This window comes from Nocardioides aquiterrae (genome assembly GCF_039526625.1).
Classification (GTDB): domain Bacteria; phylum Actinomycetota; class Actinomycetes; order Propionibacteriales; family Nocardioidaceae; genus Nocardioides; species Nocardioides aquiterrae.
Genome location: NZ_BAAAJE010000019.1, coordinates 37218 through 63354 on the forward strand (window position 1 = coordinate 37218; position 26137 = coordinate 63354).

A 26137-nucleotide genomic window follows, 5' to 3' on the forward strand; every position below is an offset into this window, starting at 1 on the left:
GCGAGCACGTGCCCGACGCCCGGCGGATCGGGGTCATGGGCGGCACCTTCGACCCGATCCACCACGGTCACCTCGTGGCGGCGTCGGAGGTGCAGGCGTGGTTCGACCTCGACGAGGTCGTCTTCGTCCCGACCGGTGACCCCTGGCAGAAGTCCGACCGGGTGGTCACGCCGGCCGAGCACCGGTACCTGATGACCGTCATCGCGACGGCGTCCAACCCGCGGTTCACCGTCTCCCGCGTCGACATCGACCGCGCGGGCCCGACGTACACGATCGACACGCTGCGCGACCTCAAGGCGCAGCTGCCCGACGCGGAGCTCTACTTCATCACCGGCGCCGACGCGCTCACCGAGATCTTCACCTGGCGCGACGCCGACGAGCTGTTCGCGCTCGCGCGGTTCGTGGGATGTACCCGTCCTGGGTACAGCATGGACGAGGAGACCCTCGCGACCATCCCCGCCGACCGGGTGACGATGGTCGAGATCCCCGCGCTGGCGATCTCGTCCACCGACTGCCGGGAGCGGACCCGGCGCGGGGAGCCGGTCTGGTACCTGGTGCCGGACGGCGTCGTCCAGTACATCGCCAAGCACCACCTCTACCCGAAGGACCAGACTTGACGGCCACCGACCACGCCCTCGAGCTGGTGCGTACCGCCGCGCTCGCGGCGTCGGACAAGCTCGCCCAGCAGATCGTCGCGTTCGACGTGAGCGAGCAGCTCGCGATCACCGACGCCTTCCTGCTCGCCTCCGCCACCAACGACCGCCAGGTCAAGGCGATCGTCGACGAGGTCGAGGACCGGCTCCGCGAGATCGGCGCCAAGCCGATCCGGCGCGAGGGGGAGCGGGACGGGCGCTGGGTGCTCATCGACTACGGCGTGATCGTCGTGCACGTGCAGCACGAGGAGGAGCGCCAGTTCTACGCCCTCGAGCGGCTGTGGCGCGACTGCCCGACGATCGAGCTGCCCGCCGACGTCGTCTCGCATGACCGGTAGGACGCTCGTCCTGGTCCGGCACGGCCGGACCGCGTACAACCACGAGAATCGGATCCAGGGGCAGCTCGAGGTCGAGCTCGACGACACCGGCCACGCCCAGGCCGCGGCGCTGGCGCCGGTGATCGCGGCCCTGCGGCCCGCGGCCATCTGGTCCTCCGACAGCGCCCGGGCCCGCCAGACCGCGGTGTACCTCGCCAAGGAGACCGGCCTCGAGCCGACGTACGACGCGCGGTTGCGGGAGTACTTCCTCGCCGGGCGGCAGGGGCTGACCCACGAGGAGTACGACTCGGTGGCGCCCGAGGAGTTCGCCACGTTCTTGCAGGGCGACTACGACGTGGTGCCCGGCGGCGAGAGGACCGCCGAGGTGGCCGCCCGGATGGTCGCGGCGCTGCGTGAGCTGCTGGGCTCCGTCGAGCCCGGCTCGGTGGCCGTGGCGGTCTCGCACGGCGCCGCGATCCGCGACGCGGTGCCGGTGCTGCTCGGCCTGCCGCCGACCGCGCGCAGCGTCCTCCGCGGCCCCGCCAACTGCGGCTGGGTCGAGCTCGACGTCCCCGCCTCCGGTCCCGCCCGGCTGGTCGCGTACAACCGCGTGGTGGGTGACTGAGCGGTGTCGGTTTCCCCGGTCGACCGGGGAAACCTGAACTTGCTGGCCGAAACTTCGGCCGACAAGTACAGGGATTGGCCGACAGGTCCGGGTCCGGGACCCCCGATTTCGCATCGGGCGGAGCGGTTGGCTAGTATTCCGCGAGTTGTCATCCCGCACGGGAGAACGACGATGGGGCTGTGGCGCAGCTGGTAGCGCATCTGCATGGCATGCAGAGGGTCAGGGGTTCGAGTCCCCTCAGCTCCACAACAGGAGGAGCCCGGCCGCCGGCCGGGCTTTCTTCATTTCCCGTCGAGACCCGCGAAGTGGCCCTCGCGGGGGTCTCGGAAGGGCCACTTCGCGTGGCTCGACGGTGTAGCAGCAGCGCCGCGCCCACCGGCCGGGCACGTCACCCCCAGCGTGGTGCTAGATCTCGAGCTGCGCAGCCCAGGTGTTGATCGCGTCGACGACCTCGGCGGGCCGGGTCATCGTGGGGACGTGCCCGCTGGGGAGTACGACGAGCTCGGCGTTCGGGATCGCCGCGGCGGCCTGCCGGCCGAGGTCCACCGGTGCGACGAGGTCGAGCTCTCCGTGGATCACGAGGGTGGGTACGGAGACCTGGGACAGGTCCGGGGCGACGCCTTGCTCGAAGTGGCTCTCGATCATCCGCGCGGCGGCTTCGGGGTCGGCTCGGAGCAGGATCTGCCGTCCCCATCGCTTGAGGTGCTCGCTGTCCGGCTCGGGGATGCACGCCTCCATGAAGTCGTGGACGAAGGCTGCGTAGTCGCCACGGATCTGCGCGGTGTCCGGCACCGGGCCCGTCATCTCGGTCACGCCGTCGACCAGGACCAGGCCGAGGAACCGGTCGGGGTGGGCCAGGACCGCCTGCAGGCAGGTGGCGGCGCCCATCGACTCGCCGGCGAGGACGCACCGGTCGACCCCGTAGTGGTCCATCACCGTGAACAGGTCCTCGACCAGGGCGTCCGGGCTGATCTGCTCGGCGGTCGCGGTGGAGGCGCCGCTCCCGCGATGGTCGTACGCGACGCTGCGCCAGTCCTCCTGCATCAGCTGCATCGGCTGCTGCCACAGCTCCCAGCTGCCGACCCAGCCGCCGTGCCCGACGAACCACCGCGGCCCGGTCCCGAACCGCGCGGTCTGGAGCCGGTGACCACCGGCATCGATGAACATGGGCTGAGCGTAGGGCGGATCGGACGGCCACGACGTAGTTCGCGCGAAGCGACGAACCGATCTGCCGGGCTGGTCGACGACACGCGAAGCGGCCCGTCCGGGTCATGTACCGCGGCAGCACCGATGCCTACCGTCCCGGCATGCGAGCAATGGTGGTAGGAGTCTCGGTGCTCGCGGCGTTCGGGTCGGTGCTGCTGCCGGCCACCGCGGACGCGGCACCGAGGGCGAACGTCGAGGTCACGATCATCGCGGACGGCACCGACCTGTCCGGCGTGGTCACGAGCAGCAGGCCGCGCGTGTGCGCGGCCGACCGCACCGTCGTCGTGTTCAAGGTCCGGGGCACCCCGGGCGGCGGCGACGACCAGCGGTTCGCGATGGACACCACCGACCGCCAGGGCGGCCGGTACGTCTGGTCGACGGGCACCACCGGCACCGAGGGCCGCTTCTACGCGAAGCTCAAGGCGACGCCGGACTGCCGGGCCGCGATCAGCGGCGTGGTCCGCGCCCGTCGCTAGCTGTAGCGCCCATCGGCGGTCAGGCGTCGATCAGCACCTGGCGCGGCTCCGGGTCGCGCGTCCGCCGGCGGGTGACCAGCAGGGCCGCGCCCGCGCCGGCCACCAGACCCACGACTGCCCAGCGCCAGCCGGCCAGGGACCACCACGCGGTCTCGGTGACGACCCGCTCGCGCACGACCGGGTCGGCCGCGGGCCGGGACGCGGACGGAGGCGGGGCGGCCGAGGCGGGTGCGCCCGCCAGCACGCCCTGCACCAGGTTCCGGAGAGCCTGGCCGTCGGCCGGGCGGGTCCAGACGACGTCGCCGGCGTTCCGCATCGCCTCGGTGCCGTAGGTCGCCACGACCGGGCCGCCCTCGGCGCCGAGGAAGACCCGCTGGGTCCGCCACGGCTCGACGTCGTGGATGAGCCAGGTGACGTTGAGCGCTGCCCCGAGCCCGCCCGGCTCGCCGGCGAGGCGCTCGCCGTCCGCGAGGATCCGGTCGAGCCCGGCGTACGCGGCGTCGGAGAAGTAGAGGGCCGCCACCCGGCCCGTGGCGGGGTCGGTGACCAGGACGCTGGTGGGGCCACCGGCGTGGGCCGGCGGCGCGAGGGCGAGGGTGGTGCTCGCGGCGAGCACGAGCAGCAGGAGAAGTCGGCGCATGCCCCGTCTACACCGCCCACGCCGGCGCGGTTCCGTCACTCGAGCGAGGCGAGGATCTCGACGGCCCGTCGGCGGCTCAGGTCCCCCTCGAGCCGCAGCGTCACGCCCGGGAGCGGCAGCACGAGCGTCTGCGCCGAGAGCCGGGGTGCGTACGTCTCCGGCTGACCGCCCTCGGGGACCACGGTCACCTCGTGCGGGACCGCAAACCACAGCGCGTCCCGCCCCGCGACGGTCACGGGCTCGGCGCCCGGGGCCGACTTCCAGAAGTACGGATCGAGGCCGGCGGCGAACTGGTCGAGCCGGATCGTCCGTCCGCCCGCCGACCAGCTCATCGACACCAGCGTGCCGTCGTCGGTCACGCGCACCCCGTCGGGCGGCCCGAGCGCGGCCGGGACGAGGGGCTCGAACGCCGCGCCGTCGAGAGACCTCCCGCTCTCGGACGGGACCACGGGCGTGCCGGTCGGCACCGTGTCGTCGTCGCGCACCATCACCCCGCCGACGTCGAGCCAGCCGGTCACCTTCGCACCGACGGGAGAGACCGCCAGCCCGAGCAGCGCGAGCACGACCGCCGCGACCACGGCCCAGCGCAGCCGGTGCCGCCGCGGTTTCGCCACCCGCGCGACGACCGCGCCGGCGAGGCCCGGGCCGGGCTCCGGCACCCGCAGGTCGCCCGCCAGCTCGCGGAGCCGGGTCTCGAGCCGGTCAGACATGGTCCGCCTCCCGTCCGGCCTCGACGAGCTCGGCCCGCAGCCGCGCCAGCCCGCGGCTGAGCCGCGACTTCACGGTGCCGCGGGGCAGGCCGAGGGTGGTCGCGGTCTCGGCCTCGTCGAGCTCGAGGAGGTACCGACAGGTGACCACGACGCGGAGCCGGTCCGGCAACCCGGCGACCGCGGCCAGCAGCCGCTCCTTCGCCTCGTGGTCCGCCACCGCCTCGCCCGGGTCGAGCAGCTCGGCAGGCAGCGCGACGGCCCGCTCGCGCGCTCCTCGTCGTACGGACGCGCGGTGGTGGTTGCGCGTCTCGTTGGCCACGATGCGCAGCAGCCAGGGCCGGAGCTCGGCACCGTCCCGGAAGCGGCCCAGCGACCGGTACGCCTTCACGAAGGCCTCCTGTACGACGTCCTCGGCATCGGTGCCGGCCCCGAGCAGGGTGGCGGTGCGCACGGCCATCGGGGCATGACGGGTCACCAGCTCGGCGTACGCGTCGAGATCACCCGACCGCACCCGAGCCACCAGGGTGGCGTCGTCGGTGATGGGCGCAGCTCCGTCCTGTCGTCCGGCATCCGTTCTACACCGCCGGGCGGTTGTCGGTTCCGTTCGGCAGAATCCCTCCGTGTCCTCGATCGACGACTTCCTCGGCCTGGTCGGGCAGCTGCCCGGCGTGGCGCGCACCGACAAGGCGCGCTGGTCGCAGTTCGACGTGGTGGGGCAGCGGTTCGGCTACCTGTGGGAGCCCACGGTGACCGTCGGGCTGAAGCAGACGATCGCCGAGCAGCTGGCCCTCGTCGGGGAGCGGCCCGACGTGTTCGAGGTGCAGTTCACGGCGTACGGCTTCGGGTGGGTCGTGGTCCACCTGGAGCGGGTGGAGCGCGACGAGCTCGCCGAGCTGGTCTTCGAGGCGTGGCGGCTCAGCGCGCCCGCCGACCTGGTCGCCGCGCGGGCGGACCGGCTCCCGGTCTGACCGGGCCTCGGGCTAGCATCGCTCGCCAACGAGAACGCGTTCTACCCTCGCGACTGGAGGCTGGTGCGGATGCCCGAGCTCGGCCCGGACGGCTTCAACCTGTCCACGGTCTTCGACACCGTCGCGCACGCGGTGCCTGACCAGGAGGTGCTGGTCTGGCGCGACCGCCGGCTCACCTACGCCGACATGAACCGGCGCGTCGACGGCGTCGCTCGCTACCTGGTGGGTCGTGGCCTGGGCTGCCACACGCCCCGGGCCGAGCTGGCGGGCCACGAGTCCGGGCAGGACCACGTCGGGCTCTACCTGCGCAACGGCAACGAGTACCTCGAGGCGATGGTCGCCGGCTACCGGGCCCGGGTGGCGCCGTTCAACGTCAACTACCGGTACGTCGAGGAGGAGCTGCTCTACCTGCTCACCGACGCCCGGACCCGGGCGCTGGTCTACCACGCGGAGTTCGCGCCGAACGTCGCCGCGGTGCGCGACCGGCTGCCCGGCCTCCAGGTGCTCGTCCAGGTCGCCGACGAGTCCGGGAACGAGCTGCTCCCCGGAGCCGTCGACTACGAGGAGGTCGTGGGCACGCCCGAGCCCACCGGCGGCATGCCGGTGCCCAGCGGCGACGACCTGTTCGTGCTCTACACCGGCGGCACCACCGGGATGCCCAAGGGCGTGCTGTGGCGCAACGACGACATCTACGTCACGTCGATGGGCGGCACGCCGTTCGGCACCAGCGACCCGTTCACGTCGTACGACGCCATCGCCGAGCACGCCACGAACGCCGGCGGCGGCATGCGGCTGTTGATGATCCCGCCGTTCATGCACGGCGCGGCGCAGTGGTCGACGTTCCACACGATCACCGGAGGCGGCGCGATCGTCCTCCCCGACGACGTCCACCGGCTCGACCCGGCCGACGCTCTCGCCACCGCCGTGCGCGAGCGGGTCGTGAGCATCCCGGTCGTCGGCGACGCCGTCGCGCTCCCGCTCGTCGAGGAGGTCGAGCGCGGGGGCTACGACCTGTCCGGGCTGGCGGCCTTCAACAACGGCGGTGCGCCGCTGACCCCCGGCGTGCGCGACCGGATCCTCGAGGCGCTGCCGCACCTGCTGGTCATGGACGCCGCCGGCGCCTCCGAGACCGGGCTGCAGATGAGCTCGATGTCGCTCAAGGGCATGGCGGCCGGTACGGCGACCTTCGCGCCGGTCCCGGCCACGACCGTCGTCGACGACCTCCTCACGCGGGTCCTGGAGCCGGGCGAGGGCGAGGGCTGGCTCGCCCAGCGGGGCCGGGTGCCCCTGGGCTACCTCGGCGACGAGGCCAAGACCGCGCGCACCTTCCCGGTCATCGACGGCGTCCGGTTCTCGATCCCCGGCGACCGCGCGCGGTTCGACGAGGCCGCCCAGATCGTGCTGCTCGGCCGCGACGGGGTCACGATCAACTCCGGGGGCGAGAAGATCTTCGCCGAGGAGGTCGAGCGAGCGCTCGCGGCGCACCCCGCCGTCCGCGACGTGATCGTCGTCGGCCGGGCCTCCGAGCGCTGGGGGAGCGAGCCGGTCGCGGTCGTGCAGCTCGAGGAGGGCAGCACCGCGACCGACGCGGAGCTGCTCGCCGAGGCGGCGAAGCACGTGGCCCGCTACAAGGTCCCGAAGGCGGTCGTCCGGGTCCCGGTCGTCGAGCGGTCGCCGTCCGGCAAGGCGGACTACCGCTGGGCCCGGGCGCAGGTGTAGCAGCGCGCTCGGACCCAACGGGCGGCGGTCCTACTCGGAGACGGCGATCGTCCAGAGGCTGTCGGTCGCCGCGCCGGCGCTGTTGAAGCACAGCACGCCGATGCTGCTAGATCCCCAGGAGCTGACCTTGCACCAGTTGGCGCCGCCGCCGTAGCCAGAGACGACCACGTTGCCGCCGCCCAGGTTCAGGCCGTCGAAGGTGATCGTGTAGTTGCCGGCGCTGTTGTGGACGACCGTCACCTCGCCGCCGGAGCGGTTGTAGGTATAGCCGTTGTTCGTCAGCGTCGCGTCCGCGGCCGCCGAGTTGTTCCACGCGTAGGCGCGCACGACGCCCAGCTTGCCGGCCGCGAAGCTGTCCGGGTTCGAGATCGCGCCGGCGGTGAGGCCGCCCGCGCTCGCGGCGGACGGCACCTGACCGAGGGTGCTCTCGTTGACGTCGGTGCCGGTCACCCCGTCGTTCTTGAGGTCGACGCTCTTCACCGAGTTGTTGACGATCTGCTTCGACCCGACGGAGTTGGCCGGGACCATCGCCGCGGCGACGGCGGCGCCGCCGCCACCGATCGCGAGTACCAGCGCCGTGGTGCTCGCGACGTTGGCGTAGGTCATGCGGGACGTGAGCTTGCTGAGCATTGCTGGACCACCGTTCTTCGGGGGGAGGGAGGAGTGCCAGCAAAGGTCACCTAGGTGGACGCGCACCATGGCGCGATGGGGCCATCGCCGTGCCGCGTCGCCGGCAGAGGTGTGGGCCGTGCGGGCAGCGGGCACCGCGACCGCATGGCCGCTTTCGACATCGCCGCGCTGGACATCGACGGCACCCTGATCGACTCGAACTACCACCACGCCATCGCGTGGTCACGGGCGTTCGAGCAGGTGCTGGACCGGCACGTGGCGCTCGCCGCGATCCACCGGGCGATCGGGATGGGCGGTGACCGGCTCGTCGCGGCGGTGACCAGCGACGACGTCGAGCGGGAGCACGGCGACGCGATCCGCGACCGGTGGGAGCGGGAGTACGACGGGATGCTCGAGGAGACCCGGCTCTTCGACGGCGCGGTCGACCTCCTCGTCGGGCTCCGCGAGGCGGGCCTCAAGGTCGTGCTCGCCAGCTCCAGCATCCCCAAGCACGCCGACCACGCACTGCAGCTGCTGAATGCCCAGGAGCATGCCGACGCCTGGACGACCAGCGAGGACGCCGAGGCGTCGAAGCCCGACCCCGAGCTGCTCGACGAGGCGCTGGAGAAGGTCGGCGGGGGCCGGGCGCTGATGATCGGGGACTCGGTGTGGGACGTCGTCGCCGCCACGCGCCGGGGCGATCCGACCGTCGGGCTGCTGTCCGGCGGGTCCGGTCGCCAGGAGCTCCTCGACGCCGGCGCCGTCGCGGTGTACGCCTATCCCCGGGACCTGCTGGAGAACCTGGACGAGGTGCTCGACCGCTGACGCGATGAGTTCCGGCCGGGCCGCGGGTCGGTAGGTCAGAACCCCTCGAAGGAGCGCACCATGTCCACTTTCCTCAACCCGTACCTCAACTTCCGCGCCCAGGCCCGGGAGGCGATGACCTTCTACCAGTCCGTCCTGGGCGGCGAGCTCCAGGTGATGACGTTCGCCGACCAGGGCGGCATGGGCGTTCCCGAGAGCGAGGCCGGCCTGGTCATGCACTCCGCCCTCACGGTGTCCGACTCCGTGCTGCTGATGGGTGCCGACGTCCCGAGCCACGTGGACACCGGGGGCGACATCGCCAACGGCTCCATCTCCCTCAGCGGCGACGACGAGGCCACGCTGTCCGCCTGGTTCACCGGCCTGGCCGAGGGTGGCCAGGTCACGGCGCCCCTCGAGAAGGCGCCGTGGGGCGACTCGTTCGGCATGCTCACCGACCGGTACGGCGTCGACTGGATGGTCAACATCAGCGGGAGCTGACCGCGCCGACCTCCTCCAGCTCCGACCAGTCGACGGTCGCCGTGCGCCGCCGGTACTCCGCCACCAGGCCGGGCCAGTTGGTGGTGATGCGGCGGCCGTCGCGGTACCAGCTGTCGCAGCCGGCCCAGATGCTGTGCCCCAGCCGGTCCTGCATCTCGTCGTCGTACGCCTCCCAGACGTCGCGGCGCACCGCGACCCGGTGCGCGCGGCCGTCCTGGATGCGTCGGGCGACCTGCGCGATCCAACCGGCCTGGGCCTCGAGCATGCCGATGATCGAGCTGCCGCCGAGGTTGGTGTTGGGGCCGTAGACCACGAACAGGTTCGGGAAGCCGGGCATCGTCATCCCGAGGTGGGCGCGGGCGCCGTCGGCCCACAGCTTCTCGAGCGGTACGCCGTCGACGCCGCGCACGTCGATGCCACCGAGGAACTCGGTCGCGGCGAAGCCGGTGCCCCAGATCAGCACGTCGGCCTCGTGCAGCCGCCCGTCGCCGGTCCGCACGCCCGCCGGCTCGATCGCGATGATCGGCTCGGTGACGACATCGACGTGGTCGCGGTCCAGCGCCCGGTACCAGTCGTTGGAGAACAGCACCCGCTTGCAGCCGAGCCGGTAGTCCGGGACCAGCTTGCGGCGCAGCTCCGGGTCGCGGACCTGGCGCCGCAGCTGCAGCTTCCACGACGCGCGGATCGCGGCCATCAGCGGCCCGGCGATCGGCGAGGTGCCCTCGAGGGCGCCGTTGAACCGCTCGGTGATCCAGTAGGTCAGCCGCCGTTCGCCGGCGGGCACCGCCGGCCAGCGCTCGAAGGCGCGGTGGTGGCCTGGCGTGTAGGCGCGGTCCGGCTTCGGGACGACGTACGGCGCGGAGCGCTGGAAGACCGTCAGCGCGCGGACCCGGTCGGCGATGCCGGGCACGAACTGGATCGCGCTCGCGCCGGTGCCGACGACCGCGACCCGCTTGCCGGCCAGGTCGACGTCGTGGCGCCACTGCGCGGAGTGGAACGCCGGCCCGGCGAACGTGTCCGCGCCGGGGATCGCCGGGATCACCGGGTTCGACAGCTGGCCGGTCGCGGAGACGACCACGTCGGCCTCGAGGACGCCGTGGTTCGTGGTGATCCGCCAGGCGCCGTCGGCGTACTCGAGCGCGGTGACCTCGGTGCCGGTGCGGACCAGGTCCAGCAGCCCGTCGTCCGCGGCGGTGCGCCGGATGTAGTCGAGGATCTCGGCCTGGCCCGAGTAGCGGCGGCCCCACGTGGGGTTGGTCGCCCACGACCAGGAGTAGAGCGGCGACGGGACGTCGCACGCCGCGCCCGGGTAGGTGTTGTCGCGCCACACGCCGCCGACGTCGTCGGCCCGCTCGAGGATCGTGATGTCGCGGACGCCGGCGGCGCGCAACGCGTGCGCGACCCCGAGCCCGCCGAACCCGGCACCGATGACCACCACGTGGAGACCCATGGCGAGAACGTACCGGGAGTACGCCGGATCCGCGTCAGGTGATCGTCATGCCCCCGTCGACGGCGAGCGTCTGCCCGGTGACGTACGCCGAGGCGTCCGACGCCAGGAACACGACCGTCGCCGCCAGCTCGGCGGGGTCACCCTTGCGGCCGGCGGGGATCCGCGGCTGCTGGGACTCCAGGTAGCCCGGCGGGTACTGGTCGGTCATCTCGGACTCGAAGAAGCCGGGCGCGATCGCGTTCACGCGGATGCCCTTGCGGCCGGTCCACTGCTGCGCCAGGTCGCGGGTGAGCCCGATCAGGCCGGCCTTCGAGGCGGCGTACGCCGCCTGGGGGAGCCCGGCGGTGGTGAGGCCGAGCACCGAGCTGATGTTGACGATGCTGGACCCGGGCTGCATCACCCGGCCGCAGGCCTGCGCCATCCAGTAGCAGCCGTTGAGGTTGACGTCGATCACCTGCCGGAACTGCTCGGGCGTCTCCCGGGTCGCGGGCACCGCCGTCCCGATGCCGGCGTTGTTGACCAGGACGTCGACGCGCCCGAACTCCTCCATCGCGAGCGCGACCAGGTTCGTGCAGGAGTCGGGGTCGGCGACGTCGGTCGCGACGGTCAGGGCGCGGCGGCCGGTGGCCTCGACCAGCTTCGCGGTGTCCGCGAGCCGGTCCACGCGCCGGGCGCCGAGCGCGACGTCCGCGCCCGCCTCGGCGAGCCCCTGGGCGAAGGCGACGCCGAGGCCGCTGGACGCGCCGGTGACGACGGCGACCTTGCCGTCGAGTCGGAAGAGGTCGGTGATGGTCATGCGCCCCATCGTGTCAGCACGCGGTAGCATGAACGCATGCAGAGGACCCTGCTCCTTACCTAGCCGCGTCGACGCGCACGACTCGACGCGGCTGCCCCTCGTCCACGAGGGGTTTTTTTGTGCCCGGAGCCGACCACCAGTGCATGAGCCAGAGCATGAGAGAGACGAGATGAGCAGCGAGCAGGAGACCTACGACATCCAGGCGGTCCAGGACAAGTGGCTGCCGGTGTGGGAGCGGCTGGACCCCTTCCGCGCCGACGACGACTCGCCGCGCGAGAAGAAGTACGCGCTGACGATGTTCCCGTACCCCTCCGGCGACCTGCACATGGGGCACGCCGAGGTCACCGCCCTGCACGACGTGATCGCCCGCTACTGGTGGCAGCGCGGCTACGAGGTCATGAACCCGATGGGCTGGGACTCCTTCGGCCTGCCCGCCGAGAACGCGGCGATCCGCAACAACGAGCACCCGGCGACCTACACCTACGCCAACATCGAGACCCAGTACGAGTCGTTCAAGCGGTACGCCGTCTCGTTCGACTGGTCGCGCCGGTTGCACACCTCCGACCCGGAGTACTACCGCTGGACCCAGTGGCTGTTCCTGAAGTTCCGCGAGCGCGGCCTGGCGTACCGGAAGAACAGCCCGGTCAACTGGTGCCCCAACGACCAGACCGTGCTGGCCAACGAGCAGGTCGTCGACGGCCGCTGCGAGCGCTGCGGCGCCGAGGTCACCAAGCGCGAGCTGACCCAGTGGTACTTCCGGATCACCGAGTACGCCCAGGAGCTGCTGGACTGCCTGGACGAGCTGGAGCCGACCTGGCCGGCGCGCGTCGTCACCGCGCAGCGCAACTGGATCGGCCGCTCCGAGGGCGCCCACGTCCACTTCCGGGTCGAGGGCCGCGAGGAGCCGATCACCGTCTACACGACGCGTCCGGACACGCTGTACGGCGCGACGTTCATGGTCGTCGCCGCGGACGCGAAGCTGGCCGCCGAGCTGGTGACCGACGAGCAGCGCCCGGCGTACGAGGCCTACCTGGAGGACGTCCGCAAGGAGTCGGAGATCGACCGGCTGTCGACCGAGCGGCCCAAGACCGGCGTCTTCCTGGGCGTGCACGCCGTGAACCCGGTCAACGGCGAGCGGATCCCGGTGTGGGCGTCGGACTACGTGCTGGCCGACTACGGGACCGGCGCGATCATGGCCGTGCCGGCGCACGACCAGCGCGACCTGGACTTCGCGAGGAAGTTCGGCCTGCCCGTGCGGCGCGTCGTCGACACCGGTGAGCCGAACCCGGAGGAGACGGGGATCGCCACGACCGGTGACGGCGTCTACGTGAACTCCGGGCCGCTGGACGGCATGACCGACAAGGCCAGCGGCATCCGCGCGATCATCGAGCGGCTGGAGGCCGACGGCACCGGCGAGGGCACGGTCAACTTCCGGCTGCGTGACTGGCTGCTGAGCCGGCAGCGCTACTGGGGCGTGCCGATCCCGATCGTGCACTGCGAGCGGTGCGGCGAGGTCGCCGTACCGTACGAGCAGCTGCCGGTCGAGCTGCCCGAGCTGCGGGGCGCCGACCTGAAGCCCAAGGGCGTCTCGCCGCTGGCCGCGGCCGAGGAGTGGGTGAACGTCGCCTGCCCGAGCTGTGGGGGGCCGGCGAGGCGGGACAGCGACACGATGGACACGTTCGTCGACTCGTCGTGGTACTTCCTGCGCTACTGCTCGCCCCACTACACCGACGGCCCGTTCGACGTGGAGAAGGCGAAGACCTGGATGCCCGCCGACATCTACGTCGGCGGGGTCGAGCACGCGGTGCTGCACCTGCTGTACGCGCGCTTCTTCACCAAGGTGCTGGCCGACATGGGGATGCTGGAGGTCCGGGAGCCGTTCGCGTCCCAGCTGAACCAGGGCATCGTCATCAACCAGGGCAAGAAGATGAGCAAGTCGCTGGGCAACGGCGTCAGTCTGGGGGACCAACTCGCGGAGTTCGGAGTGGACGCCGTCCGGGTCACCCTGGTCTTCGCCGGCCCGCCGGAGGACGACATCGACTGGGCCGACGTGTCGCCCGCGGGCTCGCTGCGGTTCCTGCAGCGCGCCTGGCGGCTGTCCGGTGACGTCACGTCGGCACCCGGCACGCCCCCCGAGGGCGGGGACGTCGCGCTGCGGCGGGTCACGGCGCACACCGTGCACGACGCCGCCGAGCTGGTCGAGTCGTACCGGTTCAACGTGATGGTCGCCCGGATCATGGAGCTGGTGAACGCCACCCGCAAGGCGATCGACTCCGGGGCCGGCCCGGCCGACCCCGCCGTGCGCGAGGCGGCCGAGGCGGTCGCGATCCTGCTGTCGCTGGTGGCGCCGTACACGGCGGAGGAGATGTGGGAGCGGCTGGGCCACGAGCCCACCGTGGCCCGCGCCGGCTGGCCGGCCGTCGACCCCGCGCTGCTGGTCGAGGAGTCCGTGACCGCGGTCGTCCAGATCCAGGGCAAGGTCAAGGCCCGGCTGGAGGTGGCGCCCGACATCAGCGAGGCGGACCTGGAGCGGCTGGCCCTGGCCGACCCCGCGGTGGCGAAGGCGATCGACGGCCGCGAGGTCCGCAAGGTCATCGTGCGGGCGCCGAAGCTGGTCAACGTCGTCGTCTGAGGTCGTCGTCTGAGGTCGTCGTCTGAGGTCGTCGTCCAGCACTGTGCTCTAATCTCGGCGCCATGCCGGCCGTGATCGTCACCGACTCGACCGCCAGCCTCCCACCGGAGCTGGCGGTCGAGCGGGGGATCGTGGTCGTGCCGCTCCAGGTGGTGATCGGCGCGACCGTGTACGACGAGGGCGCCGACGGTGCCACCCCGGAGCTGGTCGCGGCCGCGCTGCGCGAGTGGAAGCCGGTCAGCACGTCGCGGCCGAGCCCGGCGGCGCTGCTGGAGGTCTACGAGCAGGCGGCGCGCGACGGCGCGACCGAGATCGTGTCGGTGCACCTGTCGGGCGAGATGAGCGGGACCTACGAGTCGGCCCAGCTGGCCGCCCGGGACGCGTCCGTCCGCGTCGTACCGGTGGATACCCGGCAGGTCGGGGTGGCCACCGGGTTCGCGGTGCTCGCCGCCGCCGACGTGCTCGACGCCGGCGGCACCGCCGACGAGGCGGCCGCCGCCGCGCGCGCCCGGGCGGAGGCGACGTCGTCGCTGTTCTACGTCGACACCCTGGAGTACCTGCGCCGCGGTGGCCGGATCGGCGCCGCGGCCGCGCTGTTCGGCGGCGCGCTCGCCGTGAAGCCGCTGCTCCAGATCGAGGACGGCACGGTCGCCTCGCTGGAGCGGGTGCGCACGTCGGGGCGCGCGCTGGCGCGGCTCGAGGAGCTCGCGGTCCAGGCGGCCGGGGAGGCGGACGTCGACGTCTGCGTCGCGCACCTGGCCAGCCCGGAGCGGGCCGGGCAGCTCGCCGAGCGGCTGGGCCAGCGGCTGGAGGCGAACCTGGGCGGCCGCGAGGTCTGGTGCGGCGAGCTCGGTGCCGTGCTCGGCGCGCACGTGGGTCCGGGCATGATCGCGGTCTGCGTGGCGCCCCGGCTCTGACCCGGTCACCGTCCACAGGAGGCGGCTCCGGCGGCGTCCTCCCCAGGCGGCTCGTCGCGACCGGCGGGTCGTCGGCCCGGCTGCCTAGCGTCGCCGCATGGCCCGATCCACCGACCACCAGGACGTCGTCTCCCGCCGGCTCGCGCTGCTCCGCCCGGAGCCGGCCGCCGAGCCGCCGGCGCCGCCGGTCCCCGTCCCCGGACGGCACGCGGCCCGACGCTCCGTCTCCCTGCTGCCCGAGCCGCTGCGGGGGCGGATCGCGTTGGGCCCGGCCCAGCTCGCCGTGGTCGCCGTGCTGCTGGCGGCGGGCCTGGTGGTGACGTGCTGGTGGGTGCTGCGCGGCCAGGCGGAGCGGGTCGAGGCGCCGCCGCCGGTCTCGGTGGCCTCCGCGCCACCGCTCGTCGACGCCTCGCCCGTCGCCGCGTCGGCCTCGGCGAGCGCGGCCACCGGGTCGGTGACCGTCGACGTCACGGGCAAGGTGCGACGTCCCGGCATCGTCGTGCTCGACGCCGGCGCCCGCGTCGTGGACGCGCTGGAGGCGGCCGGGGGAGCGCGGCCCGGGGTGGACCTGTCCGGGCTCAACCTGGCCCGCGTCCTGGTGGACGGCGAGCAGGTCGTCGTGGGCGTGCCGGCGCCGGCCGGCGCCGCGGCGTCCGCCCTGGCGTCACCCGGTGCGCCCGGCGGGCCGCTGGTGAACCTCAACACCGCGTCGCAGAGCGAGCTCGAGTCGCTGCCCGAGGTCGGGCCCGTGACCGCCCAGGCGATCCTCCAGTGGCGTGACGAGCACGGCGGCTTCACCGCCGTCGACGAGCTGCTCGAGGTCGACGGCATCGGCGACGCCACGCTGAGCCAGGTCGCGCCGTACGTGACGGTCTGACGTGCGCACCGACCTGCGGATGCTGCTGCTCGGCGGTGCCGCCTGGGCCGGCGCGCTCGGCGGCCGGTGGCTGGGTTGGTGGGCGCTGCTCGCCGTGGTCGGCGTGGTGGCGGTGCGGTGGTCGCGCGCGGCCGGGGCGGCGGCGTTGGTGCTCGCCGCCACGGCGGGCGTCGCGGTCATCCGCGCGGAACAGGTCGCCGGCAGCCCGGTCGCCGGGTTGGCCACCGACGGCGCGACGGTGCGGCTGACCGGGGTCGTGACCAGCGACCCCCGCCGGACCGCTGGCCGCTACGACGAGGTCGTCGTGACCCGCCTCGACGTCCGGCGGGTGACCGGCCGCGGCGCGTCGTACGCGGTCCGAGCGCCGGTCCTCGTGCTCGGGGACACCGACTGGAGCGACGTCCCGCTGGGCAGCACGGTCGAGACCACCGGGCAGCTGTCGCCCGCCGACGACGCCGACCTCGCCGCCGTCCTCGGCGCCCGCGGGCCGCCCACCGTCACCGGCGACCCGGACCCGTGGTGGGACGCCGCCGCCGCGGTGCGCGCGTCGATCCGCGAGGCGGTCGCCGGCCGGCCGGACGCCCAGCGCGCGCTGGTCCCGGCCCTGGTCGACGGTGACGACGCGGGGGTGAGCTCCGCCCTGGCGGACGACTTCCGGACGACCGGCCTCACGCACCTGCTCGCGGTCTCGGGCACCAACCTGACACTGGTCGTCGGGTTCCTGCTCCTGGTCGCGCGCTGGTGCGGGGTGCGCGGGCGGTGGCTCTACGCCGTCGGCGCCGCGGGGATCGTGGGGTTCGTGCTCCTCGCGCGCACCGAGCCGAGCGTGCTGCGGGCCGCGGTGATGGGCACCGTCGCGCTGTTCGCGATGGGCACCGACGGCCGCCGGCGGGGCGCCCGGACGCTCGGGGTCGCGGTGCTGGCCCTGCTGCTGGTCCAGCCGGGCCTGGCCGGGTCGCCGGGGTTCGCGCTGTCGGTGCTCGCCACCGGCGGGATCCTGCTGCTCGCCCCCGGCTGGCGCGACGCGCTGGCCCGGTGGCTGCCGCGCTGGGTCGCGGAGGCGGTTGCGATCCCCGCCGCGGCGCAGCTGGCCTGCACGCCGGTCGTGGCGGCGCTGTCCGGCCAGGTGAGCCTGGTCGCCGTCGCGGCCAACCTGGCGGCGGCGCCGGCCGTCGGCCCGGCGACCGTGCTCGGGCTGGCCGGCGGCCTCGCCGGGCTGGTGTGGGACCCGCTCGGCCGGCTGCTCGGGACCGGTGCCGGGTGGTGCGTGTCCTGGCTCGTCGTGGTGGCGACCCGGGGAGCCGCGCTGCCGACGGCGGCGGCGGGCTGGGGGACCGGCGCGGCGGCGCTGGCGCTGCTGACCGTCCTGGTCGTGGCCGTGGTGCTGGCCGGACCGGTCCTGCTGCGCCGGCCCTCGACGGGCCTGGCCTGCTGCGCGCTGCTGGTGCTCGCGGTGCTCGTCCGCGTGCCGACGCCCGGCTGGCCACCGGCGGGCTGGGTCCTCGTCGCCTGCGACGTCGGCCAGGGCGACGCGCTGGTGCTCAACGCGGGGCCGCACGCCGCGGTCGTCGTCGACGCCGGCCCCGACCCGGGGCTGGTCGACGCCTGCCTCGACGATCTCGGGATCGAGACCGTGCCGCTGCTGGTGCTGACCCACTTCCACGCCGATCACGTCGACGGGATCAGCGGGGTGCTCGACGGTCGGGCCGTCGGGGCCGTGGAGACGACCCGGCTGCTCGACCCGCCCCAGGGCGTCGCCGAGGTGGACGCGGTCACCGACCCCGTGCCGGCGCCGTACGGCACCGTCCAGCGGGTCGGAGGCGTGACCCTGCAGGCGCTCTGGCCGCCGCCGGACTCCCCGACGGTCGGGCCCGGGGACGGCAGCACCGCCAACGAGGCCAGCGTGGTGCTGCTGGCCGAGGTCCGTGGCGTCCGGCTGCTGCTGACCGGCGACGTCGAGCCGGAGGGCCAGGCGGTCCTGGCGCGCACCTACCCGCGGCTGACCGTGGACGTCCTCAAGGTGCCGCACCACGGCAGCCGCTACCAGGACGAGGACTGGCTGCTGTCCCTCGGCGCCCGGATCGCGGTCACCTCGGTCGGCGCCGACAACGACTACGGCCACCCGGCACCCGAGACGCTGGAGCCGCTCGCCGCGGCCGGGATGGACGTCTACCGCACCGACCGGGACGGCGCCGTCGCGGTGGTCGAGGACGGCGGCGGGCTGTCGGTGGCCACGCACTAGGGTGTGGGCACCATGGCGAGCTCACCCCGCGCGGCAGACGTCCTCGGCCGGGTCACGCTGGTGACCGGCAAGGAGGAGTTCCTCAACGAGCGCACCGTCGCCGCCGTCCGCGAGGCGGTCCGGCACCACGACCCGGAGGCCGAGCTCTCCGAGACACCCGCGTCCGACCTGACGCTCGCCACCCTGGGCGAGCTGGCGGCGCCGTCGCTGTTCTCCAGCATCCGGTGCGTGGTCGTCCGCGCGCTGGAGAACCTGCCCGAGGAGTCGGTCGAGGGGCTGCTGACCTATGCCGCGGCGCCGGCCGACGAGGTGGCCCTGGTCCTCGTCCACGGCGGGGGACCCAAGGGCTCGGGGGTGCTCACCAAGCTGCGGAAGCTGGCCCCGGTCACCGAGGTGAAGTCCGGGGAGCTCCGGGCGTCGGAGTACCCCGGCTTCGTGGCGGCCGAGGTGCGCAGCCACGGCACGACGATCGAGCGGGAGGCGGCGGACGCGCTGGTGCAGGCGGTCGGCCAGGACCTCCGCGCCCTGGCCGCCGCGGCCCACCAGCTCGCCAGCGACTTCGCGGGCGAGCCGATCACCGAGGCGAAGGTCAAGCAGTACTTCGGCGGCCGGGCGGAGGCCAAGTCGTTCGCCGTCGCCGACGCCGCGCTCTTCGGGCGGCGGACGGTCGCGCTGGAGGAGCTCCGCTGGGCCCTCGACGGCGGGACGGCCCCGGTCCTGGTGACCGCGGCGTTCGCCTCGGGCGCCCGCGGCCTGGCCCGGTACATGACCGCGCCCCGCGGGATGCGCGAGGCCGACCTGGCCCGCGAGGTCGGCGTGCCGCCGTGGAAGCTGCGCATCGTCCGCGACCAGACCCGCGGGTGGTCCGAGGGCGGCATCTCGCGGGCGATCCGCGCCATCGCCCAGGCCGATGCCGACATCAAGGGCGCGGCCAGCGACGCGTCCTACACGCTGGAGCGGCTGGTGCTCACGGTGACCGACCTCCGCGAGCCCCGCTGACGGGGAGGCACTGCCCCTCGCGCCGTCGCAGGCCGCAGCCAGCTCACCGGGCGCCGCCCCGGCCAGAGACGCAGAACGGCCCGCCAGCGTGAGCTGGCGGGCCGGTCAGGAAAGACTCAGGGACGACTCAGAGGGAGGCGGCCTTCCGGGCGATCGCGGACTTGCGGTTCGCGGCCTGGTTCTTGTGGATGACGCCCTTGGAGACGGCCTTGTCGAGCTTCTTGGCGGCCTCGCGGCCGGCCACGAGCGCCGTGTCCTTGTCGCCGGCCTCGGCGGCCTCGCGGAACTTGCGCACGGCGGACTTCAGACCGGTCTTGACGGCCTTGTTGCGCTCGTGCCGCTTCTCGTTCTGCTTGTTCCGCTTGATCTGGGACTTGATGTTCGCCACTACATGCGCCTTCGTCGTCGGTGTGCTGGATGAGAGGTCTGGTGGTGCGTATCGGCGTGCGGACAGCCGGACACGCGAAGATCAAGGCTAGCAGCGGCGCGCGCGGCCGCCAAAACGAGCGCTACGCCCAGCCCCGCCGCTCGGCGAGCCAGTCCCAGCACACCTGCCCCTGCCACCGCTGCGCGTCGCGGACGTACGGCGAGGTCGGGGGCACGGGTTGCCGTGCCGACGCCAGAAAGTACCCCGTGACCAGCGCGAGCACCACGTCGACGGACTCGGCCGGCACGTCGCGGGTGATCGGGTGCGCGGCCAGCAGCGCATCCACGTCGTGGCCGTCGCCCCGGGGGCCGATCATCAGCACCATGGTGTCGAGCCACGCGGCGCCCTCGACCGGGAAGTTCCAGTCGCACAACAGCACCCGGCCGTCGGCCGTGAGCAGGATGTTGTCGTCGCGGATGTCCATGTGGACGACCGTCGACCCGGCCGTGACGCCGGCGAACCTCGCCGCGAGCGCCGCCGCCTCGTCGAGGTGCTCGGCGAGCCCGGGGAGGTCCGGGGGAGCGGCCCGCAGCGTGTCCCAGTACGCCGGCCAGTCGGCGTACTCCTCGCCGAACGACGGCAGCGCCAGCTCCCGAGCGGCCGGGGTGAGCATCTCGGCGGCGGCAGCGGTCATGCCGAGGCAGCGATCGAGGTCCTCGGCCCGCCAGGGGCGGCGCGGCTGGCGGGACTCGACGTACTCGATGCCGAGCACCATCCAGTCGTCGGCGTCGTGGGTCCACAGCAGCCGCGGGGCGGGGGCGTCCGCCGGCAGCGCGGCCAGCTTGCGCGCCTCCTCGCGGTAGGCGTCGGCGAACATCCGCTGCGCCTTCTGGGAGGCGGCCTTCACGAAGTGCCGGGTGCCGTCCTCGCAGGTGAGCACGGACGCGAACCCGGGGGTGAACCCGGCACCCTGGCTCTGCGCGGACGCCACCGGCGACCCGCAGCGCCGCTCGATCAGGGCCCGCAGGTGCGGCGGCAGGTGCGGCCATTCCAGCCGGCGCGCGGTGCGGCCGTGGGGGATCGTCGTGGGGAGGCGCGGCGAGGTCACCGGTTCATCCTCGCGGACGCCCACGAGTGAGGGGTTTCGAGGTCGCGATGGAACAATGGCCACATCATGAGCGCACCTCTGCCCGGCCAGACGCCTCCGGAGATCATCCGGAACTTCTGCATCATCGCCCACATCGACCACGGCAAGTCGACCCTGGCCGACCGGATGCTGCAGCTGACCGGTGTGGTCGACGAGCGGAGCGCCCGGGCGCAGTACCTCGACCGGATGGACATCGAGCGGGAGCGCGGCATCACGATCAAGAGCCAGGCGGTCCGGATGCCGTGGACCGTCCCGGCCGGCAACGACGAGGGCGCCGAGCCCGGCACCTACGTGCTCAACATGATCGACACCCCCGGCCACGTCGACTTCACCTACGAGGTGTCCCGGTCGCTCGAGGCGTGCGAGGCCGCGATCCTGCTGGTCGACGCCGCCCAGGGCATCGAGGCCCAGACGCTGGCCAACCTCTACCTCGCGATGGGCGCGGACCTGCACATCATCCCGGTGCTCAACAAGATCGACCTGCCCGGCGCCAACCCCGACAAGTACGCCGCCGAGCTCGCCGGCCTGGTCGGGTGCGACCCGTCGGAGGTGCTCCGGGTCAGCGCCAAGACGGGCCTCGGCGTGCCGGGGCTGCTCAACGAGATCGTCAAGCAGACCCCGCCGCCGGTCGGCGCCGCCGACAAGCCCGCCCGCGCGCTGATCTTCGACTCGGTCTACGACACCTACCGCGGGGTGATCACCTACGTCCGGGTGGTCGACGGCAAGCTCACCCACCGCGACCGGATCAAGATGATGTCGACCGGCGCGACCCACGAGCTGCTCGAGCTCGGGGTGATCAGCCCCGAGCAGGTCAAGGCCGGCGAGATCGGGGTCGGCGAGGTCGGCTACCTGATCACCGGTGTGAAGGACGTCCGGCAGTCCCGGGTCGGCGACACGGTCACCACCCAGCACCACGGCGCGACCGAGCCGCTGGGCGGCTACAAGCACCCCAACCCGATGGTCTACGCCGGTCTCTACCCGATCGACGGCGACCGGTTCGGCGACCTGCGCGAGGCGCTGGAGAAGCTCGAGCTCAACGACGCCGCGCTGACCTACGAGCCCGAGACCTCGGGCGCGCTCGGCTTCGGCTTCCGCTGCGGCTTCCTGGGCCTGCTGCACATGGAGATCACCCGCGACCGCCTCGAGCGCGAGTTCGGCCTCGACCTGATCTCCACGGCGCCGAACGTCGTCTACGACGTCGTCATGGAGGACGGCTCGGAGGTCGAGGTGACCAACCCCAGCGAGTTCCCCGAGGGCAAGATCGCCGAGGTCCGCGAGCCGGTCGTGCGGGCCACGATCCTGAGCCCGGCGGACTACATCGGCACGATCATGGAGCTCTGCCAGACCAAGCGCGGCACCCTGCTCGGCATGGACTACCTGTCCGAGGACCGGGTCGAGATGCGCTACACGCTGCCGATGGGCGAGATCGTCTTCGACTTCTTCGACCAGCTGAAGTCCCGCACCAAGGGCTACGCCTCCCTGGACTACGAGCGCTCCGGCGAGCAGGCCGCCGACCTGGTCAAGGTCGACATCCTGCTGCAGGGCGAGCCCGTCGACGCGTTCTCGGCGATCGTGCACCGCGAGGCGGCGTACTCCTACGGCGTGATGATGGCCAGCAAGCTCAAGGAGCTGATCCCGCGGCAGCAGTTCGAGGTCCCGATCCAGGCCGCGATCGGCGCCCGGGTGATCGCCCGCGAGAACATCCGGGCGATCCGCAAGGACGTGCTCGCCAAGTGCTACGGCGGCGACATCACCCGCAAGCGCAAGCTGCTCGAGAAGCAGAAGGAGGGCAAGAAGCGGATGAAGATGGTCGGGCGGGTCGAGGTCCCGCAGGAGGCCTTCGTCGCCGCGCTCTCCACCACCCAGCCCGCGGAGAAGTCCAAGAAGTAGCCGGGTCCCGGCCCCGCGGTGACCTTCTGCGGAGGTGCCCGGTGACCTTGTGCCCTGCCCCGGCACATACCCCGGCGGGTATCAAAGGACATGGGCCATCCCACCAAGGCGTCGAAGCCGAGCGCGACGCGGTGGGGTGGCCCTGAGGCACCCTCTGCCAGAGTCGAGGAGTGACGATCGACGGCCGGCCGGCGCTTCCGCGCGAGCTGCTGGAGGAGTGGCAGCTGACCCCGGACGGCGCGCCGCGCTTCGGGAGGTGCGCGATCGTGCTGCCGGTGCGCACGGCGGCGGGCGGGCCCGCCGCGCTGAAGGTGAGCACCCCTCACTGGGAGGCCGAGCTCGAGCACCTCGCGCTGCAGCACTGGCGCGGCGACGGCGCCGTACGCCTGCTGCGGGCGGACCCGCGCCGGTTCGCGCTGCTCCTCGAGCGGCTGCACGTCGAGGACCTCGGCGGGATGTGGGACGTGGAGGCGTGCGAGGTCGTGGCCTCGTTCTACCCGCGGCTGCACGTGCCCGCCGGCCCGCAGTTCGTGACCCTCTCGTCGTGCGTGCGCCGGTGGGTCGAGGGGCTGCGCGAGCTGCCGCGGGACGCGCCGGTCCCGCGGCGGCTGGTGGAGCAGGCGGTGGCGCTCGGTCGCGACTTCCTGGCCGACGAGCGCACCGACGGCCGGCTGATCCACACCGACCTGCACTACGACAACGTGCTCGCCGCCGACCGGGAGCCGTGGCTGGTCATCGACCCCAAGCCGCTCAGCGGCGACCCGCACTACGAGGTGGCGCCGCTGCTGTGGAACCGGTGGGCGGAGCTCACCGACCCCGTCGGGCAGGGCGTCCGCCGCGGGGTGCGGGCGCGCTTCCACGCCACGGTCGACGCCGCCGGGCTCGACGAGGACCGCGCGCGGGACTGGGTCGTCTTCCGGATGGTGGCCAACGCGATGGGGGAGCCGGACGACGCGGACTGGGTCACCCGGTGCGTCACGATCGCCAAATCGGTCCAGGAGTGACGCGGTCTCCTGCGAGGATGGGCGCCATGCCCTCCGTCGTCTCCGTGAACGTCGGCCTCGTCCGCGACGCGCCGTACGCCAACCTCGGCTTCTCGGCGATGCACAAGACGCCGGTGGCCGGGCGGGTCGCGGCCCGCACGCTCGGCCTCGACGGTGACGACGTGGGCGACAAGAAGCACCACGGCGGTGTCGACCAGGCGGTCTACGTCTTCGCGCGGGAGGACCTCGACTGGTGGGCCGCCGAGCTCGGTGGCGACATCCGGGACGGGATGTTCGCCGAGAACCTCACCACCCAGGGCATCGACGTCAACGAGGCCGAGGTGGGGGAGCGCTGGCGGATCGGCACCGCCGAGTTCGAGGTCGCCAGCGTGCGAATCCCGTGCAACGACTTCAAGAACTGGGTGGGCCTCGGCGGGTTCGACAACCGCCGGTGGGTCAAGCGGTTCGCCGAGGTGGGCCGCCCGGGCCCCTACCTGCGGGTGCTGACCGAGGGCGAGATCGGCGCGGGCGACGAGATCGGCGTGGTCCACCGCCCGGGCCACGGCGTGACCGTCAGCACGATGTTCCGGGCGCTGACCACGCAGGCGGAGCTGCTCCCGGAGCTGCTGAAGGTCGACGGGCTGGTCGCCGAGGCGCGGGAAGCCGCGGAGAAGTACGGGGTCGCTACCCGCGGGTAAGTGAAGTGATCTAGGTTACTCGCATCCCCGTCCGTCTCGGCCGCCCTGCAGGAGTGAGATGACCGCCCAGGCCAGCAGTGTCCCCAACTACGACGCCGGCTTCGTCGACAACCTGACCCAGAACTTCGCGATGCAGTTCCTCGACCGCGTCGCCGCCTCCGCGGACCTGGAGGCGTTCCGGTACCCCCGGGGGGAGGGCTGGGAGTCCGTCACCTGGCGGCAGGCCGGGGACCTCGTCGAGAAGCTCGCCGCCGGCCTCCTCTCGCTCGGGCTGCAGCCCGAGCAGCGGGTCGGCATCGCCTCCTCGACCCGGTACGAGTGGATCCTCGCCGACCTCGCCGTGATGTGCGCCGCGGGCGCCACGACCACGGTCTACCCGTCGACCAACAGCGAGGACACGGCGTACATCCTCGGCGACTCCGAGAGCCGCGTGGTCTTCGCCGAGGACGACGAGCAGATCGCCAAGCTCAAGGAGCACCGCAACGAGCTGCCGCACCTGGGCAAGGTGGTCACCTTCGACGGGACGACCGACGGCGACTGGATCATCGGCCTCGACGACCTGGCGAAGCTGGGCGAGGCCTACCTCGCCGAGCATCCCGGCATCGTCGAGGAGACCGCCCGGGCGATCCCGTCCGATCAGCTCGCGACGCTGATCTACACCTCCGGCACGACCGGCCGCCCCAAGGGCGTGCGGCTGCTGCACCGGGCCTGGGTCTACGAGGGCACGGCGATCCAGGTGCAGGACATCCTCCACGAGGACGACCTGCAGTTCCTGTGGCTGCCGATGGCGCACTCGTTCGGCAAGGTGCTGCTCTCCGCGCAGCTGGCGTGCGGCTTCGCCACGGCCATCGACGGCCGCGTGGACAAGATCGTGGACAACCTGGGCGTGGTGAAGCCGACGTTCATGGGCGCGGCGCCGCGCATCTTCGAGAAGGCGCACGGCCGGATCGTCACCATGCAGGCGGCCGAGGGCGGCCTGAAGGAGAAGATCTTCAAGCGGGCGTTCGAGGTCGGCATCGACGTCGACCGGCGCAAGCGCGAGGGCAGGTCGGTCCCGCTCCTGCTCGGCGTGCAGCACGGCCTCTTCGACAAGCTGGTCTTCAGCAAGGTGCGCGAGCGCTTCGGCGGCCGGGTGCGGTTCTTCATCTCCGGCTCCGCCGCCCTGAACGCCGAGATCGCCGAGTGGTTCCACGCCGCCGGCATCTTGATCCTCGAGGGCTACGGCATGACCGAGAACGCCGCCGGCGCCACTGTCAACCACCCGGCCGACTACAAGATCGGCACGGTCGGCCCGGCGCTGCCCGGCAGCGAGGTCAAGATCGGCGAGAACGACGAGGTGATGCTGCGCGGCCCGCACGTGATGGCCGGCTACCACAACCTCCCGGAGGAGACCGAGAAGACGCTGACCCCCGACGGCTGGCTCCGCACCGGCGACAAGGGCAGCCTCGACGAGGACGGCTTCCTGACCATCACCGGCCGGATCAAGGACCTCTTCAAGACCTCGGGCGGCAAGTACGTCGCGCCGTCCGCGATCGAGTCGAAGTTCAAGGCAATCTGCCCCTACGCCAGCCAGTTCCTGGTCTTCGGCAACGAGCGCAACTTCGTGGTCGCGCTGGTCACCCTCGACCCGGACGCGATGGCGGGCTGGGCCGAGGAGAACGGCATGGCCGGGGCGTCGTACACCGAGATCGTGAACTCCGACGCCGTCCAGACGATGGTCGGTGCGTACGTCGACGAGCTGAACTCCCACCTGAACCGCTGGGAGACCATCAAGAAGTGGAAGCTGCTCGACCACGACCTCACCATCGAGTCGGGCGAGCTGACCCCCTCGATGAAGGTGAAGCGCAACGTCGTCGAGGAGAACAACAAGGCGCTGATCGACAGCTTCTACAGCTGATCTTCTGCCGAGTCGGC

Annotated in this window: 26 protein-coding genes and 1 tRNA gene; 18 read left to right on the top strand and 9 right to left on the bottom strand. The window is 72.8% G+C overall.

Going from position 1 to position 26137, the window contains the following annotated elements:
• Positions 1-8: 8 nt before the first annotated feature.
• The 4 genes from nadD (at position 9) to ABD086_RS17660 (ending at position 1841) form a co-directional block, all read left to right on the top strand.
• The gene (nadD, locus tag ABD086_RS17645; protein ID WP_343908918.1) at positions 9-617 is read left to right on the top strand and encodes a nicotinate-nucleotide adenylyltransferase; all 609 of its coding nucleotides are present in this window, start codon (positions 9-11) and stop codon (positions 615-617) included.
• On the top strand, positions 614-991 hold the full coding sequence (gene rsfS, locus ABD086_RS17650; protein ID WP_343908919.1) for a ribosome silencing factor: 378 nt from the start codon (positions 614-616) through the stop codon (positions 989-991). The genes nadD and rsfS overlap by 4 nt, the downstream gene beginning before the upstream one ends.
• Positions 981-1595: a histidine phosphatase family protein gene (locus tag ABD086_RS17655; protein ID WP_343908920.1), complete on the top strand. Its 615-nt coding sequence runs from the start codon at positions 981-983 to the stop codon at positions 1593-1595. Before rsfS ends, ABD086_RS17655 begins: the two co-directional genes overlap by 11 nt.
• Positions 1596-1768: 173 nt before the next feature.
• A tRNA-Ala gene (locus tag ABD086_RS17660) sits at positions 1769-1841 on the top strand.
• Between the two features lie 159 nt (positions 1842-2000).
• Here ABD086_RS17660 and ABD086_RS17665 read toward each other — a convergent pair.
• Positions 2001-2762, bottom strand: a complete 762-nt coding sequence (locus tag ABD086_RS17665) for an alpha/beta fold hydrolase (RefSeq protein ID WP_343908921.1) — start codon at positions 2760-2762, stop codon at positions 2001-2003.
• 140 nt (positions 2763-2902) lie between these two features.
• Between ABD086_RS17665 and ABD086_RS17670 the strand changes: the two genes are divergently transcribed.
• Positions 2903-3277, top strand: coding sequence for a hypothetical protein (locus ABD086_RS17670; protein WP_343908922.1), 375 nt, complete (start codon positions 2903-2905; stop codon positions 3275-3277).
• Between the two features lie 19 nt (positions 3278-3296).
• Here ABD086_RS17670 and ABD086_RS17675 read toward each other — a convergent pair whose 3' ends face one another.
• From ABD086_RS17675 to ABD086_RS17685, 3 genes are read right to left on the bottom strand one after another with little or no spacing between them, the layout of a single operon-like run.
• The gene (locus ABD086_RS17675; protein ID WP_343908923.1) at positions 3297-3917 is read right to left on the bottom strand and encodes a hypothetical protein; all 621 of its coding nucleotides are present in this window, start codon (positions 3915-3917) and stop codon (positions 3297-3299) included.
• A gap of 35 nt (positions 3918-3952) precedes the next feature.
• Entirely contained in the window at positions 3953-4627 is a 675-nt protein-coding gene (locus ABD086_RS17680; protein WP_343908924.1) for a hypothetical protein, read from the bottom strand.
• Complete coding sequence (locus ABD086_RS17685) at positions 4620-5147, bottom strand: RNA polymerase sigma factor (protein ID WP_343908925.1); 528 nt, start codon at positions 5145-5147, stop codon at positions 4620-4622. The genes ABD086_RS17680 and ABD086_RS17685 overlap by 8 nt, the downstream gene beginning before the upstream one ends.
• A gap of 100 nt (positions 5148-5247) precedes the next feature.
• Between ABD086_RS17685 and ABD086_RS17690 the strand changes: the two genes are divergently transcribed.
• Both ABD086_RS17690 and ABD086_RS17695 read left to right on the top strand, forming a co-directional pair.
• Entirely contained in the window at positions 5248-5595 is a 348-nt protein-coding gene (locus ABD086_RS17690; RefSeq protein WP_343908926.1) for an MmcQ/YjbR family DNA-binding protein, read from the top strand.
• 69 nt (positions 5596-5664) lie between these two features.
• Positions 5665-7314: an acyl-CoA synthetase gene (locus tag ABD086_RS17695; RefSeq protein ID WP_343908927.1), complete on the top strand. Its 1650-nt coding sequence runs from the start codon at positions 5665-5667 to the stop codon at positions 7312-7314.
• Positions 7315-7344: 30 nt separating this feature from the next.
• Here the strand turns inward: ABD086_RS17695 and ABD086_RS17700 are convergent, their stop codons facing one another.
• Positions 7345-7944 carry a hypothetical protein gene (locus ABD086_RS17700; RefSeq protein WP_343908928.1) on the bottom strand — a complete coding sequence of 200 codons (600 nt, stop codon included), beginning with the start codon at positions 7942-7944 and terminating at the stop codon, positions 7345-7347.
• A 144-nt stretch (positions 7945-8088) separates the two neighbouring features.
• Between ABD086_RS17700 and ABD086_RS17705 the strand changes: the two genes are divergently transcribed.
• Both ABD086_RS17705 and ABD086_RS17710 read left to right on the top strand, forming a co-directional pair.
• Positions 8089-8748, top strand: a complete 660-nt coding sequence (locus ABD086_RS17705) for an HAD family hydrolase (protein ID WP_343908929.1) — start codon at positions 8089-8091, stop codon at positions 8746-8748.
• A gap of 60 nt (positions 8749-8808) precedes the next feature.
• Complete coding sequence (locus ABD086_RS17710; RefSeq protein WP_343908930.1) at positions 8809-9225, top strand: VOC family protein; 417 nt, start codon at positions 8809-8811, stop codon at positions 9223-9225.
• Here ABD086_RS17710 and ABD086_RS17715 read toward each other — a convergent pair.
• Complete coding sequence (locus ABD086_RS17715) at positions 9212-10675, bottom strand: flavin-containing monooxygenase (RefSeq protein WP_343908931.1); 1464 nt, start codon at positions 10673-10675, stop codon at positions 9212-9214. The genes ABD086_RS17710 and ABD086_RS17715 overlap by 14 nt on opposite strands.
• A 34-nt stretch (positions 10676-10709) precedes the next feature.
• Positions 10710-11471, bottom strand: a complete 762-nt coding sequence (locus ABD086_RS17720) for an SDR family NAD(P)-dependent oxidoreductase (protein WP_343908932.1) — start codon at positions 11469-11471, stop codon at positions 10710-10712.
• A gap of 169 nt (positions 11472-11640) precedes the next feature.
• Here ABD086_RS17720 and leuS point away from each other — a divergent pair, with 169 nt between their 5' ends.
• From leuS to holA, 5 genes are all read left to right on the top strand, one after another.
• Complete coding sequence (gene leuS / locus ABD086_RS17725) at positions 11641-14103, top strand: leucine--tRNA ligase (protein ID WP_343908933.1); 2463 nt, start codon at positions 11641-11643, stop codon at positions 14101-14103.
• 62 nt (positions 14104-14165) lie between these two features.
• The gene (locus tag ABD086_RS17730; RefSeq protein WP_343908934.1) at positions 14166-15020 is read left to right on the top strand and encodes a DegV family protein; all 855 of its coding nucleotides are present in this window, start codon (positions 14166-14168) and stop codon (positions 15018-15020) included.
• Positions 15021-15117: 97 nt separating this feature from the next.
• Positions 15118-15897: a ComEA family DNA-binding protein gene (locus tag ABD086_RS17735; protein WP_343908935.1), complete on the top strand. Its 780-nt coding sequence runs from the start codon at positions 15118-15120 to the stop codon at positions 15895-15897.
• Position 15898: 1 nt separating this feature from the next.
• Positions 15899-18139: a ComEC/Rec2 family competence protein gene (locus tag ABD086_RS17740; protein WP_343908936.1), complete on the top strand. Its 2241-nt coding sequence runs from the start codon at positions 15899-15901 to the stop codon at positions 18137-18139.
• A gap of 12 nt (positions 18140-18151) precedes the next feature.
• Positions 18152-19138, top strand: a complete 987-nt coding sequence (holA, locus tag ABD086_RS17745) for a DNA polymerase III subunit delta (protein ID WP_343908937.1) — start codon at positions 18152-18154, stop codon at positions 19136-19138.
• Between the two features lie 127 nt (positions 19139-19265).
• On the opposite strand, the gene rpsT is transcribed toward holA, so the two are convergent.
• A complete protein-coding gene (gene rpsT / locus ABD086_RS17750; RefSeq protein ID WP_343908938.1) occupies positions 19266-19526 on the bottom strand; it encodes a 30S ribosomal protein S20 in 261 nt (86 codons plus the stop codon).
• Positions 19527-19647: 121 nt separating this feature from the next.
• Positions 19648-20613: a phosphotransferase gene (locus ABD086_RS17755; RefSeq protein WP_343908939.1), complete on the bottom strand. Its 966-nt coding sequence runs from the start codon at positions 20611-20613 to the stop codon at positions 19648-19650.
• A 66-nt stretch (positions 20614-20679) separates the two neighbouring features.
• Here ABD086_RS17755 and lepA point away from each other — a divergent pair, with 66 nt between their 5' ends.
• The 4 genes from lepA to ABD086_RS17775 all read left to right on the top strand — a co-directional run bounded on the left by lepA (position 20680) and on the right by ABD086_RS17775 (position 26120).
• Entirely contained in the window at positions 20680-22542 is a 1863-nt protein-coding gene (gene lepA / locus ABD086_RS17760; protein WP_343908940.1) for a translation elongation factor 4, read from the top strand.
• A 170-nt stretch (positions 22543-22712) separates the two neighbouring features.
• On the top strand, positions 22713-23546 hold the full coding sequence (locus ABD086_RS17765; protein ID WP_343908941.1) for an aminoglycoside phosphotransferase family protein: 834 nt from the start codon (positions 22713-22715) through the stop codon (positions 23544-23546).
• 26 nt (positions 23547-23572) lie between these two features.
• Positions 23573-24223 (top strand): MOSC domain-containing protein, encoded by a 651-nt coding sequence (locus tag ABD086_RS17770; protein WP_343908942.1) that lies wholly within the window; start codon positions 23573-23575, stop codon positions 24221-24223.
• A gap of 58 nt (positions 24224-24281) precedes the next feature.
• Positions 24282-26120, top strand: a complete 1839-nt coding sequence (locus ABD086_RS17775) for an AMP-dependent synthetase/ligase (protein ID WP_343908943.1) — start codon at positions 24282-24284, stop codon at positions 26118-26120.
• Positions 26121-26137: the final 17 nt, after the last annotated feature.